The following is a 13,717-nucleotide window of genomic DNA, read 5'->3' as shown; positions in this document are numbered from 1 at the left end:
CGACATGCCGGTGATCCGGCTCTACATCTTTGATATGAAGGAACTTTTGCGCAGCACCGATATGACCATCATCGCCTTTGCCACCGCCCTTCTCAGGGGGGAGGATATAGACTGCTTTGAAATGGACGTAAACATGAGCGTGCTCGAAGGCGGCATCGGGATTTTCCCGCGCCGCTTGATGGTGCACCCCGATGACCATGACGCCGCTTTGCGGGTGATGCGCGACAATGAGATTCCGCTGGGGCTGTGACCCGTTTCGCCGAAGATGACCTGACCTGTGACGCCTTTCTGGGCGGCAAGCTGCACCTCTGGCAGCCGCGCCGGGGGCGGGGCTACCGCGCCGGGGTGGACCCTGTTTTGCTGGCCGCGAGCATTGAGGCCACGGCGGGGCAAAGCGTGCTGGAATTGGGCTGTGGGGTCGGTGCGGCGGTGCTTTGTCTGGGCGCGCGGGTGCCGGGGCTGGCGCTGACGGGGTGTGAGCTGCAACCTGCCTATGCCGAACTCGCGCGGCGTAATGGCGGCGCGGCGCTGGAGGTGGTCGAGGCCGATCTGACCGACATGCCCCTGCATCTGCGGCAGCGACAATTTGACCACGTTCTGGCCAATCCGCCCTATTTCGACCGGGCCGCCTCGGTTCAGTCCCGCGATCCGGGGCGAGAGACCGCCTTGGGCGAAGCCACGCCCCTGCGGCAATGGGTTCGCACCGCGGCGCGGCGGCTCAAACCCAAAGGGCAGGCACATTTTATCCACCGTGCCGAGCGGCTGCCCGAGATTCTGGCCGCCCTTCCGCATGAGATGGGATCGGTCGAAGTGCTGCCTCTGGCCTCGCGCGCGGGGCGGATGCCGGAGTTGATTCTTTTGCGTGCCCGCAAGAATGGCCGCGGTGCTTTTCGGCTCTATCACAGCTACGCTATGCACCGTGGCGCGCAGCATGAATCGGATGGCAACAGCTATGTGCCGGAAATCGAAGCGGTCCTGCGTCGCGGCGCGCCGCTGACTTATCCTACTTCTTAAGCGTTTTTTTACCAACTTCACCCCTATGCTGCGGTGCTGCGTGACTTGTGGGTCGCGCTGTGGTCCACTGAAATTCCACACACCAATCATGGAGGATTGTATGGCTTTGAACGCACATCTGGACACCCTGAAGCGCAAGCATCAGGCGATGAGTGAGGCGGTGGAAACCGCGCAACGCGCCCCCGGTATGGACGATTTACAAGTGGCTTCCATGAAGAAGGAAAAACTGCGCCTGAAGGAGGAGATTAGCCGCCTGTCGAGCTGACCTCACCCCGTGAATTGAGATTTTCATTCGAGGGCTGTCGTTTCGCTGGGGCGGGGCGGCAGCCTTTGCCTAGGGCAGGGGGATGCCAGAAGCGATACTGAGCGTGATGGGTGAACGGCCCCTCCCGCCGCAATGAAAAAGGCCAGCCCGTCGAGGGGCTGGCCTTTTCGATTCCATGCTGGCGTCGATCAAACGACGAATTGCGCGCCATTGGCCGAGATGGTCGAACCATTGATGAAGCCCGCGTCGTCAGAGACGAGGAAGGCCACCGCGCGGGCGATTTCCTCAGGCTCCCCCAGACGCCCCGCGGGGATCTGCGCGATGATGCTTTCGCGGACCTTCTCGGGCACGGCCATGACCATATCAGTCGCGATATAGCCGGGGCAGATCGCATTGGCGGTGATGCCTGCGCGCGCGCCTTCTTGGGCCAATGACTTCACAATGCCCAAATCGCCCGCCTTGGTCGCGGCATAGTTCACTTGGGCGAACTGACCTTTCTGGCCGTTGATCGAAGAGATCACGACGACACGGCCGAACTTCCGCTCACGCATGCCGGGCCAGACCGGGTGGATCGTGTTGAACACCCCGGTGAGGTTGGTGGCGATGACCTCGTTCCACTGATCGGGGGTCATCTTGTGGAAAGGCGCATCGCGGGTGATGCCTGCGTTGGCGACAACCACCTCGATGGGACCAAGATCGGCCTCGACCTGTTCGATACCGGCTTTGGAGGCGTCGTAATCTGCCACGTTCCATTTATAGGTCTTGATGCCGGTCTCTTCGGTGAATTTTGCGGCGGCTTCGTCATTGCCCGCATAGGTGGCGGCGACGGTATAGCCTTTGTCTTTCAGCGCGGTGGAAATGGCCGCGCCAATGCCGCGGCTGCCCCCGGTGACCAAAGCGATGCGTGACATGTAACTCCTCCCTCAAGGTAATGTTCTTGCAATTGCATGTTTTGGCGCGCAACAAAATTGCGCGCCAATTGTAGTTTTAGGGGCGCTCAAGACACATGGCAACACCCATACCGCCGCCGATACACAGCGTCGCCAAACCTTTTTTGGCCCCGCGGCGCTGCATTTCGAACAGTAGAGTGTTGAGCACGCGCGCGCCGGAGGCGCCGATTGGGTGGCCGATCGCGATTGCACCGCCGTTGACGTTCACGATTTCCGGATCCCAGCCCATTTCCTTGTTCACGGCGCAGGCCTGCGCGGCGAAGGCTTCGTTGGCTTCCACAAGGTCGAGGTCTTCTGGTTTCCAACCGGCTTTCTCCAACGCCTTGCGCGAAGCATAGACGGGGCCGACGCCCATGATCGACGGGTCGAGACCTGCCGTGGCATAGGAGGCGATGCGCGCCAACGGGGTGATGCCGCGCTTTTCGGCGTCATTCGCGCTCATCAGCAGGGCACCGGCTGCACCGTCGTTCAGGCCCGAGGCGTTGGCCGCAGTGACCGAGCCGTCTTTGGTAAAGGCAGGGCGCAGCTTTTGCATGGCTTCCATGGTGGCCCCATGGCGGATGTATTCGTCCTGATCGACGACAGTCTCGCCTTTGCGGGTTTTGATCGTGTAGGCGACGATCTCATCCGCGAATTTGCCAGCTTTCTGCGCGGCCTCGGCCTTGTTTTGCGAAGCGACGGCGAATTCATCCTGCTGGTCGCGGGAAATCTGCCATTTTTCGGCGACGTTTTCGGCGGTTTGGCCCATGTGGTAGCCGTTGAACGCATCCCACAGACCGTCGCGGATCATCGTGTCGATGAACTGCAGATCGCCCATCTTCTGACCCGCACGCAGGTTCTGCGCGTGGGGGCTGAGGGTCATGTTCTCCTGACCGCCAGCGGCGACGATGTTCGCATCCCCCAGTTGGATGTGCTGGGCCGCCAATGCCACGGCGCGCAGGCCCGAGCCACAGACTTGGTTGATGCCCCAAGCGGCGCTTTCTTTCGGCAGGCCCGCATTGATATGTGCCTGACGCGCAGGGTTCTGGCCTTGAGCGGCGGTCAGCACCTGCCCCAAAATGGTCTCAGAGACTTCGGACGGGTCGACCCCGGCGCGGGCCACCAGTTCTTTTAGAACGGCGGCACCCAGATCATGGGCGGGTGTATTGGCAAACGCCCCGCCGAAACTGCCCACGGCGGTACGGGCGGCGGATGCGATGACGACATTGGTCATGATGTGACTTTCCTCTACCTTGTTGGGCGGGGGCACACCGACACGCGCCATCGTCGGGCGTGGGCGCTCCCGTCCCTCTAAGGTAGTGATAGCGGATGCGCTGCAATGCGGCAACTGAGCAGGCAGCGCCACGCTGCCGACATGGCGTTACCCTCTTTACCCGGTCAGCCTGTGGCGCGCATGCGGTCGAACCCAAGCCAGGCGGGCCGGGTCGTGGGGGCGGCAAAATGGTAGCCCTGCAAACAGTCGACACCCATCTCGACCAGGACCGCTGCGTCGGCCGCGTTCTCCACGCATTCGGCCACGGTGAGCATGTCGAAATGTGTGGCGATCGACATCAGCGCGGCGGTCAGGGCGCGGTTGTCGGGGTTCGTCGCGATGCCCCGAATGAACTGCCCGTCAAGTTTCAGGATGTCGAAGTAGAAATCCTTGAAATAGCGGATCGCGGTTTGCCCCGCGCCGAAATCATCCATGGCAAAGCAAATGCCATAGGGCTGCAATTGATCCATAAAGTTCGCCACCAGTTCCGGCACCATCATGGCCGAGCTTTCGGTAATCTCTAGAATCAGCCGTTCGCCCAAGGTCGCGTCGCGGGCCAGCCAGTGGCGCAAGACGCGGGTCCATTCCTGATACCCGATGGAACGGGCCGACATATTGATCGACAGCCGCAATCCGGGGTGGTGGTGCAGCGCGTTCAGGCCAAGGCGCAGGGCCAGAACATCCACCTGCCGCCCGGTTTCCGTATCCTCAATCGCTGGCATGAAATCCTTGGCTGGGATCACGCGGCCCGTGGGGTCAAGCAGGCGGATCAACCCCTCATGAAAGGCGATGGACGTCGGATCGCTGGCCCGCATGACCGGCTGAAAGGCCAGCAGGGTCTGACGGTGCGCCACGGCGTCGCGCACCATTTCTAGGGTCGCGGCATCGCGCTGCGTTACCGCATGGTTAAGCGGGCTGTCCCCTCCGGGGGGGATATCGGCGATAGGGCGTTGGAATCGACGGGGCACGGCGGTACTCTTCTTTCTGTCCTGCCGTGGGTATGGGCGCAAAGGTGATAACACGGTCTTAATCAGCGGCGTTTTCCGCGGTGGATCACGGGCAGGAGACGCAAAGATGCAGCGCTGTGACTGGGCCGGGGAGGACCCGATTTACCAAGCCTACCATGACACCGAATGGGGTGTGCCCGAATATAACAGCCGCGCACTTTGGGAAAAACTGATTCTCGACGGATTTCAGGCCGGGCTAAGCTGGATCACGATCCTTAAAAAACGCGACAACTTTCGCGCCGCTTTCGCCGGGTTTGATCCGCATCAGATTGCCGAGTGGGGCGAGGCGGATGTCACGCGCCTGCTGGGCGATCCGGGCATCATCCGCCATCGGGGCAAGATCGAGGCCGCGATTACCAATGCCCGTGCTTGGCAGGAGCTTGAGGCACGCGAGGGCTTTGACAGCTTCATGTGGCGCTATGTGGATGGGGTGCCGTTGCAGCCCGGCTTTGCCACACAGGCTGAGGTCCCGCCGAAAACCGCGCTGTCAGAACAGGTGAGCAAAGACCTGAAGAAAGCCGGTTTCAAGTTCTGTGGGCCGACGATCACCTATGCGTGGATGGAGGCCTGCGGGCTGGTGAACGATCATATTCTGACCTGCCACCGCCACGGCCCCTGTGCGGCGATGGCGCGGTAGGGCGGGGCGTATTGCCCCTGCTGAAATCCCCCGTTGACTCCCGGCCATGGCACCGTATAAGCGCCCCTTCATTGGTGTTGGTGGACCCCGCAAGGGGAAGCCTGTCGGGCTTCGGCCAAAGGACAACGCCCTTTACCGCCCCTCGGGGCCTTATAAAGGAGAACAGCCGTGACAAAACGCACAGCTGCCAAGCACAAACTAGACCGCCGCATGGGCGAAAACATCTGGGGCCGTCCGAAGTCCCCGGTGAACCGTCGTGAATACGGCCCCGGCCAGCACGGTCAGCGCCGTAAAGGCAAGATTTCCGATTTCGGTATCCAGCTGCGCGCCAAGCAGAAGCTCAAGGGCTACTACGGCGACCTGACCGAAAAGCAGTTCCGCCGCATCTACGGCGAAGCCGAGCGTGTTAAAGGCGATACTGGTGAAAACCTGATCGGTCTGCTTGAGCGTCGTCTGGACGCCGTTGTGTACCGCGCCAAGTTCGTTGCAACCGTTTTCGCAGCGCGCCAGTTCGTGAACCACGGCCACGTTCGTGTGAACGGCAAAAAAGTGAACATCCCCTCCTACCGCGTGAAAGAGGGTGACGTCATCGAAGTGCGTGACCGTTCCAAGCAGTTGGCTTCCGTTCTCGAAGCGGTTCAGCTGCCCGAGCGTGACGTGCCTGACTACCTTGAGACGGATCACTCCAAGCTGACAGCAACCTTCGTGCGCACACCCGGTCTGTCCGACGTGCCATACCCGGTTGTGATGGAGCCGAACCTCGTCGTGGAATTCTACGCGAAGAACTAAGTTTCTTCGCCAGTCGACAATCGAAAGGCCGCGTGGTGCACACCGCGCGGCCTTTTTCTTTGCGCGGGGCCGGGCCGGGGCGCAGCAATGCAACAGCCTGTCCGGGGCAGGCGCGGATGCAGAATGATTCTGGCATCACCGCTGCGGCCCCGATAGAAGGGCGGCAGTAGCGTGAGGAAAGAGCGAGATGACACAGATCGCACCGCAACCGGGCATTATGGAGATTGACCTTTATCAAGGGGGTGCGGCGCATGTCGCGGGCCTTGATAATGTGGTCAAACTCAGCTCGAACGAAAACCCGCTGGGGCCCAGCCCTGCCGCCGTCGAAGCCTACCGCCGCGCGGCCTATGATCTGCATCGCTACCCGTCTTCCGATCATAGCGCGCTGCGCGCCGCCATCGCCGAGGTGCTGGGCCTTGATGCGGGGCGGATCATCTGCGGCGCGGGCTCGGATGAAATCATCGCCTTCCTTTGCCAAGCCTATGCCGGACCGGGGACCGAAGTGGTGCACACCGAACACGGCTTTGCCATGTACCGCATCTCTGCCCTCGCCGCGGGCGCCACGCCCGTGGAGGTGCCCGAGCGTGAGCGGGTGACCGATGTAGATGCCATCCTCGCCGCCTGTACCGACGCCACGCGGCTGGTGTTCATCGCCAACCCCAACAACCCGACCGGTACGATGATCGGTCTGGCCGAGATCGAGCGGCTGGCCGAGGGGCTGCCGCCGCAGGCGCTTTTGGTGCTCGACGGGGCCTATGCCGAATATGTCGAGGGCTACGACGGCGGAGCCGCACTGGTGGACCGGCGCGATAACGTGGTGATGACGCGCACCTTTTCCAAGCTCTACGGGCTGGGCGGTCTGCGCATCGGTTGGGGCTATGGACCCGCCCATGTGATCGACGTCCTCAACCGCGTGCGGGGGCCGTTCAACCTCTCACAGGCCGCACTCAACGCTGCCGAAGCGGCGATGCGTGATCGGGCCTATACCGACCACTGCCGGGCCGAGAACGCCCGCTGGCGCACATGGCTCGCCGATGCGCTGGCCGAGATCGGCGTGGCCTCGGATGTCTCGCTTGCCAATTTTGTGCTGGCCCGTTTCGCCAATCAGGCCGAGGCGGAGGCCTGCGACGACTACCTCAAGTCCCAAGGCCTGATCGTGCGCCGGGTGGCTGGATACAACCTGCCCAACTGCTTGCGCATCACCGTAGGCGACGAAAGCGCCTGCCGCCGGGTGGTCCATGCGGTGCGGCAGTTCAAGGGGGGCAGCTGATGGCTCAGGTCTATGACAGGGTCGCTCTGATCGGGCTGGGGCTGATCGCCTCGTCGCTTTTCTGGGCAATGAAACGCGGCGGGCTGGCGGGCGAAGTCACAGGCTATGCCCGCAGCGACGAGACCCGCGCCACGGCGCGCGAGATCGGCCTCTGCGACCGCGTCTGCGACAGCGCCGCCGAAGCCGTTAAGGGGGCCGATCTGGTGGTGCTCTGCGTACCGGTCGGCGTCATGGGGGCCGTCGCCGCCGAAATCGCGCCGCATCTGGCCCCCGGTGCCACGGTGACGGATGTGGGCTCGGTCAAGGCCGATGTGATCGCGCAGGTGGGGCCGCATCTGCCCGAAGGCGCGCATTTCATCCCCGCGCACCCGCTGGCAGGAACCGAGCATTCCGGCCCGCGCAGCGGCTTTGCCGAGCTTTTCGACAACCGTTGGTGTCTGCTGGTCCCGGTCGAAGGCACCGACGCGGACGCCATCGCCCGGCTGCGCGCGCTTTGGGAAGGGGCGGGCGCCAATGTCGAAGAGATGGACGCCGAGCATCACGATCTGGTGCTTGCGGTCACCTCTCATGCGCCGCACCTCATCGCCTATACGATGGTGGGCGTGGCCGACGACCTGCGCCGGGTGACCGACAGCGAAGTCATCAAATATTCCGCCGCCGGTTTTCGGGACTTCACCCGCATCGCGGCAAGCGATCCGACCATGTGGCGCGATGTGTTCCTGACCAACAAGGACGCCACGCTGGAGATCCTTGGCCGCTTCACCGAAGAACTTTTTGCCCTGCAACGCGCGATCCGCACCGGCGACGGCGATCATCTGCACGCCTATTTCACCCGCACCCGCGCGATCCGGCGCGGCATTATCGAGGCGGGGCAGGACACCGATGCGCCCGACTTTGGCCGGGGGGCACGCAAGTCATGAAGGGCTGGGCTGTCCTGCCGCTGATTGTGCTGGGGCAAGTCGCCCTCGCTGCGGGGCCGGACAGTTCGCAACGCCCGGTCCCGCGGGACAATGGGGATACCTTGCCGCTGATCGTCGTGCCCTCGGGCGCGATTGAACAGCCCAAGCGTGACCCCGCCGCCCGTGCTGCCGCTGAAGGGGGGCGGGGGATGGAAACCTCGCTTCGCCCCGCGCTGCGCAGCCGCAAGATCGAGAAAGCCGCCCGCGCACGTCGGCAGATGTTGGCCAAGGGCGCGGTCTGCGGAGACTTGGCAATACAGGGCACGCCGGTGGGCCGGGTGCCCGGCAAGATCAACGGTTGCGGGGTCGAGAACGCGGTCAAAGTGCGCTCCGTCTCAGGCATCAAGCTCAGCAATGCCGCGGTGATGGATTGCACCACGGCCAAGGCGCTGGACACATGGGTGCGCCAGTCGGCGGTGCCCGCTTTGGCGGGGCAGGGCGGCGGGCTGAAAGAGCTAAGGGTCGCGGCGCATTACGCTTGTCGGACGCGGAACAACCGCAAAGGCGGCAAGATATCCGAGCACGGTAAGGGCCGCGCGATTGATATCTCCGGGTTTGAACTGGCGGACGGCAGCTTGGTCACCGTGTTGAAAGGCTGGCGCGCCCGCCGCAGCAGCAAGGCGATGCGGCGGATGCACCGGGGCGCTTGCGGGCCGTTCGGCACGGTGCTTGGGCCGGAAGCGGACCGCTATCACCAAGACCATTTCCATTTCGACACGGCGCGGTATCGCAGCGGCAGCTACTGCCGCTAAGGCCCGCTTACGGCTGGATTAATCGCGGTGCCGAGCCAAGCGGAAGACCCGCAAGGACCATCTGCCCATCGGCAAAGACCAGATCAAGATCCAGACCGCCCGGCGTGCTGCCCCGCGCCTCCAACAGCCGCAGCATGGTATTCACCTGCCCGCGCATGGAGGGCGGCAGGAAACCCCCACGTTCGCCCGCATCAAGCAGTTTGGTCCAATTGGTGATCCGCAGGCTCAGCACCCCGTCGGGAATGCCCTCGGCATCAAAGGTCAGCGCGCCTTCGGCGCCCAGAGCCACGTCGCCCCATGCGGCATCGACATTCTCAACCGTCAGCGCATCGATCTGGGGCAGGGTGCCCGCCACCGCGCTGTGACGATCCAGCGGGCGGGCAAAGGTCACGGCCATTCGCGCAGACAGGATCGGCTGCCCGCCGGGCTGCACCGCGCCGTCCCCCAGAACCTTGCGCAGCAGCGGGCCGGGGGTGATTCCGCCGGGCAGCAAGGCAATGTCATAGTCCCGCGCCGCGCCCGAAGACTGCGTGACCCGCATCCGGGGCTCTTCGGCTTCCAGCAACAGCCCGTCGGGGCCATTGACCTCAAGATGCGTGCTGCGGAGCTCAATCGCTTCCAGTTGAAGCGTGGTCCCGGGATGCAGCGCCAACTCGGCACGCAGGTCGCGTATGTTCAGCGTCAAGGGCAGCGCGCCCGCAGGCAGCGCGGCGCTTGCGACCGAGGCGCGCGCAGAAAGGTCGCCGGGCCACCAGACCGGGGCGGAAAGATCAAACTGCGGGGCCTCAAATGCCAAGCTGCGGGCGGGAGCCGCCACGGCAAGCCCGCTCAACCGGTTTTGCAAGGAGAGGGGGAATCCCGATTTGCTGATGTCCTTGAGCGTAACCTCCCACCCCGCCGCGCGGCGGGTGTCGAGCAGGCCGGTCAGGGTGCTTTGCATCTGCGTCGTCGCAGTGGCCCACCACGCGCCCCAAAGTACGGCGAGCACAATCAGCAGCCAAACCAATTTCCGCATTTCGATAGCCCTTCAAATCGTGCTTCAGATGCGGTTTACCGAAGGCCAGCAGAAAGGACCAGCAGGATGACAATGTGGGTATTTGGCTATGGCAGCCTTTTGTGGAACCCGGGTTTTGAGGTGGCGGAAAGCGTGATCGCCACGCTGCCGGGCTATGCGCGGTCGTTCTGCATGCGCTCGATCCACCACCGCGGCACGGTGGAGCAGCCGGGGCTGGTGCTGGCGCTCGACGAATCTGTCCGCTCGGCCTGCGAAGGCATGGCGATGCGCGTGGCTCCGGGGCAGGAGGCGCAGACGCTGGACTATCTGCGCGAACGTGAGCTGATCTCCTCGGCCTATGTCGAGAAAAACCTCACCGTGCATCTGACCGATGGCCGCGACGTGGAGGCGGTGACCTATGTGATCGACGCGGCGCATGACCAATATTGCGGCGGCTTGCCACTGGAAGAACAGGCCCAGATCATTGCCCGCGCCGTAGGCGGGCGCGGGCCAAATACCGAGTATTTAATCAACACTGCCGTGCATCTTTCCGAAGTGGGCTTGCATGACCCCGCGTTGGAGTGGTTGCATGATCGCGTAAGGGCTTTGGCCTCATAAAAACTTGGCAACTCCGCGCCGTTTCAGTGTAAGCTGCGCCAAGAGCAGAATAGAGGGTCAGGAAAGGCCGCATGGCACAGCCAGACCGCAAGGCAAAACCGCAGTTTTCACAACCGGTGCGTCAGATTTCTCTGATGCTGATCGTATTGGCATTGACCGGCGTGGGCGCTTTTTTGGCCCTGCCCAGTGTGCTGCCGATCTTTGCCGCGAACCCATGGCTTAATGGGGTAATCATCTTTGTTTTCGTCGTCGGCGTACTGGCCTGTTTCTATCAGGTGACGCAGCTGATCGGCTCGGTCCGCTGGATTGAGGATTTTGCCGCCGACAATGCCGAACCCGACGCGCAACCGCCACAGCTGCTGGCGCCTTTGGCGTCGCTGTTGCGCCAGCGCGGTGCGCGGATGCAGGTCAGCACAGCCTCGACCCGGTCGATCCTCGACTCTGTCGCCTCACGTATCGACGAGGTGCGCGAGATCACGCGCTATATCGTCAACATGCTGATTTTCCTTGGTCTTCTCGGTACCTTCTACGGGCTTGCCACGACCGTGCCTGCTGTGGTCGACACGATCCGCTCGCTCGCCCCCGGCGAAGGGGAGGCGGGGGTTGATGTCTTTGGCCGCCTGATGACCGGGCTTGAAGCGCAGTTGGGCGGCATGGGCGTGGCCTTTGGCTCATCGCTTTTGGGGCTTGCGGGTTCTCTCGTCGTCGGGCTGTTGGAGCTTTTTGCGGGCCACGGTCAGAACCGTTTCTACCAAGAGCTCGAAGATTGGCTGAGCTCCATCACGCGGGTCGGGCTGACCTCGGGCGACGATGTGGGCGACCAAAATATCATGGCCAGCGTGATGGACCAGATGGTCGAACAGATGGCCGAGATGCAGCAGATGTTCACCCAGTCCGACGTCAGCCGCGCCATGGTCGACGACAAGCTGGGCAAGCTTGCCGATGCCGTTGACCGGATGACCACGCGGATGGAGCATGACACGACGACGAACAGCGCCCTTGATCGGGTGGCCGACGGGCAAGACCGGTTGATTGCCGTGCTCGAAGGGCAAGTGGCGGGCGAAGGGATCGACGCGGAGAGCCGGATGCGGCTGCGCTCAATCGACGTGCAGATGCTGCGCATTCTCGAAGAGATTTCTGCCGGGCGGCAAGAGACGATGGCCGAATTCCGCAAGGATATCTCACTGCTGGCCAAGGCGCTTTCCGGGCAGCGCGCGCCTGAGGCCCGTCGCCTGCGGGCCGGCGATGTCCCCGGTGGCGGGGACCAGTAATGGCACTTTCCCGGCGGACAGGCGCACGGTTTCAGGGCTCGATCTGGCCGGGGTTCGTCGATGCGATGACCGGGCTTTTGCTGGTTCTGATGTTCGTGTTGACGATCTTTATGGTCGTGCAATTCGTCCTGACCGAACGCATCAGCGGCCAAGAGAGCGAGTTGAACGAATTGGCCGGAGAGGTCGCGGCCCTTGCCCAAGCGCTTGGAGTCGAGGAACGCACCACTGCGCGGCTGGAGGCCCGGCTTGGGGCGCTGAATGCCTCACTGAACGATGCCCGCGATGAGGTCTCGCGCCAAGAAGCGGTGATCGCCGGGCTGACCTCTGAACGCGACGCCCAAGAGGCCGCGTTGCAGGCCGCCGAGGCCGAGATCACTGGGTTCGAGGCGCGGGTGGCGGCCCTTCTGGCTTCGCAGGCCGAAGATCAGGCGCGCATCGGAAGCTTGGAAGACCGCGAAGCCGCGTTGCTGGATGAGCAAGAGGCGTTGAACCTCGCGCTGAGCACCGCGCGGGAAGAGATCGACGCGCAGGCGGAAACGGCCCGGCTGGCCGCGGCAAAGCGCGAGGCGTTGGATGCGCTGGTGGCCGATCTGCGTGCCCAAAACGCTGAAACCGAGGCTGAGGTCGCGGCCCTCAATGCCGAGGTGTTAGAGGCCGAAGAAGCGCTCAGCGCCGAGGAAGCCGCCCGTCTGGCCGAAGCCGCAGCGGCGCAGGCATTGCGCGACCGGCTTGAGAATGCGGATGCGGAATTGACGGCCATGACCCTCTCGCTTGAGGCGCAGCGCAAGAAGGCCGAAGACACCTTGACCTTGCTGGCCGCCGCGCGCGCGGCGCGAAGCGATCTGGACAGTGAACTCGCCGCAGCTCTGCTGAGCTTGGAGGCGGCTGAACAAAGCGGAGCAGGTCTCGAGGCCGAGCGCGCCGCGCTGGCCGAAGAGTTGGACGCGGCAGAGGGCACCGAAGAGGACTTGCGCACACAACTAGCACAGGCAGAGGTGACCGAGCAGGCGTTGAATGCCCGCTTGGCCGAGGCGCTGGCCCGCGTGCAGAGCCTTGAACAAGAGGGCGAAGCACTGAGCGGCTCGCAGTCGGATCTGCGCGAACGTCTGGCGCAGGCGCTGGCGGCAAAGCTTGCCGCTGAAACGCTGGCCGAGGACAAGACCACCGCCGCCGAGCGCCGCGCCGCCCTACTGGCGCAGGCCGAAGCGACCTTGGCCGACGAGAAGGCGGTCAGCGCCGAGGCGCAGCGTCAGACCGAATTGCTGAACCAGCAGGTCGCGGAACTGCGCGCGCAACTGGGCAACCTACAGGCGCTGCTCGACGATGCCGTGGCGCGGGATGCGGCAAGATCGGTTGAGTTGCAATCGCTCGGGTCCGAGTTGAACACCGCGCTGGCACGGGTGGCGGCAGAGGAACGGCGTCGCGCCGAGCTCGAAGCGGCAGAGCGCAAGCGGCTGGAGGAGGAGAGCAAGAACCTCGCCCAGTACCGCTCGGAATTCTTTGGCCGGTTGCGTGACCTTCTGGGCAATCAGGAGGGCGTGCGGATCGAAGGCGACCGCTTTGTCTTCTCTTCCGAGGTGCTTTTCGGGCCGGGCAGTGCGGTGCTGAGCCAAGACGGGCAGGGCGAGATTGCCAAGGTAGCGGGCATTCTGCGCAGCGTGGTAGACGAGATCCCGGCAGAGATCGACTGGGTGATCCGTGTCGATGGCCATACCGATAATGTGCCGCTTTCCGGCTTTGGGGCGTTCGCGGACAATTGGGAACTGAGCCAAGCGCGGGCGCTGTCGGTGGTCAAATATATGGTCAACTTCCTTGGCATCGCGCCGGATCGTTTGGCGGCCAATGGCTTTGGCCAGTACCAGCCCGTGGCCGAGGGCAATACCGAAGCCGCGCGGGCGCAGAACCGGCGGATCGAGCTTAAATTTACCGAAAAGTGAGC

General features: G+C 63.5%; 15 protein-coding genes. 11 read left to right on the top strand and 4 right to left on the bottom strand.

What is annotated here, in order from left to right; all coding sequences use genetic code 11:
* Positions 1-34 precede the first annotated feature (34 nt).
* From B5M07_RS13875 to B5M07_RS13865, 3 genes are all read left to right on the top strand, one after another.
* Positions 35-250, top strand: a complete 216-nt coding sequence (locus B5M07_RS13875; RefSeq protein ID WP_040700850.1) for a putative signal transducing protein — start codon at positions 35-37, stop codon at positions 248-250.
* Entirely contained in the window at positions 247-1,014 is a 768-nt protein-coding gene (locus B5M07_RS13870) for a tRNA1(Val) (adenine(37)-N6)-methyltransferase (protein ID WP_120351743.1), read from the top strand. The genes B5M07_RS13875 and B5M07_RS13870 overlap by 4 nt, the downstream gene beginning before the upstream one ends.
* 100 nt (positions 1,015-1,114) lie before the next feature.
* Entirely contained in the window at positions 1,115-1,279 is a 165-nt protein-coding gene (locus tag B5M07_RS13865) for a YdcH family protein (RefSeq protein WP_082849498.1), read from the top strand.
* 188 nt (positions 1,280-1,467) lie between these two features.
* Here the strand turns inward: B5M07_RS13865 and phbB are convergent, their stop codons facing one another.
* The 3 genes from phbB to B5M07_RS13850 all read right to left on the bottom strand — a co-directional run bounded on the left by phbB (position 1,468) and on the right by B5M07_RS13850 (position 4,449).
* Complete coding sequence (gene phbB / locus B5M07_RS13860; RefSeq protein ID WP_067629533.1) at positions 1,468-2,190, bottom strand: acetoacetyl-CoA reductase; 723 nt, start codon at positions 2,188-2,190, stop codon at positions 1,468-1,470.
* A gap of 76 nt (positions 2,191-2,266) precedes the next feature.
* Positions 2,267-3,442, bottom strand: a complete 1,176-nt coding sequence (locus B5M07_RS13855) for an acetyl-CoA C-acetyltransferase (RefSeq protein WP_120352275.1) — start codon at positions 3,440-3,442, stop codon at positions 2,267-2,269.
* Between the two features lie 164 nt (positions 3,443-3,606).
* Positions 3,607-4,449, bottom strand: coding sequence for an EAL domain-containing protein (locus B5M07_RS13850; RefSeq protein ID WP_120351742.1), 843 nt, complete (start codon positions 4,447-4,449; stop codon positions 3,607-3,609).
* A 106-nt stretch (positions 4,450-4,555) separates the two neighbouring features.
* Between B5M07_RS13850 and B5M07_RS13845 the strand changes: the two genes are divergently transcribed.
* The 5 genes from B5M07_RS13845 to B5M07_RS13825 all read left to right on the top strand — a co-directional run bounded on the left by B5M07_RS13845 (position 4,556) and on the right by B5M07_RS13825 (position 8,895).
* On the top strand, positions 4,556-5,125 hold the full coding sequence (locus B5M07_RS13845) for a DNA-3-methyladenine glycosylase I (RefSeq protein WP_120351741.1): 570 nt from the start codon (positions 4,556-4,558) through the stop codon (positions 5,123-5,125).
* Between the two features lie 168 nt (positions 5,126-5,293).
* Positions 5,294-5,914, top strand: a complete 621-nt coding sequence (gene rpsD / locus B5M07_RS13840; RefSeq protein WP_007118979.1) for a 30S ribosomal protein S4 — start codon at positions 5,294-5,296, stop codon at positions 5,912-5,914.
* A 187-nt stretch (positions 5,915-6,101) separates the two neighbouring features.
* The gene (gene hisC, locus B5M07_RS13835) at positions 6,102-7,184 is read left to right on the top strand and encodes a histidinol-phosphate transaminase (protein ID WP_120351740.1); all 1,083 of its coding nucleotides are present in this window, start codon (positions 6,102-6,104) and stop codon (positions 7,182-7,184) included.
* A complete protein-coding gene (locus tag B5M07_RS13830; RefSeq protein ID WP_120351739.1) occupies positions 7,184-8,104 on the top strand; it encodes a prephenate/arogenate dehydrogenase family protein in 921 nt (306 codons plus the stop codon). The genes hisC and B5M07_RS13830 overlap by 1 nt, the downstream gene beginning before the upstream one ends.
* Positions 8,101-8,895 (top strand): extensin-like domain-containing protein, encoded by a 795-nt coding sequence (locus tag B5M07_RS13825; RefSeq protein ID WP_120351738.1) that lies wholly within the window; start codon positions 8,101-8,103, stop codon positions 8,893-8,895. The genes B5M07_RS13830 and B5M07_RS13825 overlap by 4 nt, the downstream gene beginning before the upstream one ends.
* A 7-nt stretch (positions 8,896-8,902) precedes the next feature.
* Here B5M07_RS13825 and B5M07_RS13820 read toward each other — a convergent pair whose 3' ends face one another.
* Positions 8,903-9,910: a DUF2125 domain-containing protein gene (locus tag B5M07_RS13820; RefSeq protein WP_120351737.1), complete on the bottom strand. Its 1,008-nt coding sequence runs from the start codon at positions 9,908-9,910 to the stop codon at positions 8,903-8,905.
* A 66-nt stretch (positions 9,911-9,976) separates the two neighbouring features.
* Between B5M07_RS13820 and B5M07_RS13815 the strand changes: the two genes are divergently transcribed.
* From B5M07_RS13815 to B5M07_RS13805, 3 genes are all read left to right on the top strand, one after another.
* The gene (locus B5M07_RS13815; protein WP_120351736.1) at positions 9,977-10,507 is read left to right on the top strand and encodes a gamma-glutamylcyclotransferase; all 531 of its coding nucleotides are present in this window, start codon (positions 9,977-9,979) and stop codon (positions 10,505-10,507) included.
* A 71-nt stretch (positions 10,508-10,578) separates the two neighbouring features.
* Positions 10,579-11,778 carry a biopolymer transporter ExbB gene (locus tag B5M07_RS13810; RefSeq protein WP_067941511.1) on the top strand — a complete coding sequence of 400 codons (1,200 nt, stop codon included), beginning with the start codon at positions 10,579-10,581 and terminating at the stop codon, positions 11,776-11,778.
* Positions 11,778-13,715 (top strand): peptidoglycan -binding protein, encoded by a 1,938-nt coding sequence (locus tag B5M07_RS13805; protein ID WP_120351735.1) that lies wholly within the window; start codon positions 11,778-11,780, stop codon positions 13,713-13,715. The genes B5M07_RS13810 and B5M07_RS13805 overlap by 1 nt, the downstream gene beginning before the upstream one ends.
* The last annotated feature ends 2 nt before the right edge of the window (positions 13,716-13,717 follow it).

The sequence above is a fragment of the Sulfitobacter sp. D7 genome, from assembly GCF_003611275.1.
GTDB lineage: Bacteria > Pseudomonadota > Alphaproteobacteria > Rhodobacterales > Rhodobacteraceae > Sulfitobacter > Sulfitobacter profundi.
Note: the sequence above shows the minus strand (reverse complement) of the source record. Positions and strands in the feature narration are given on the sequence as shown.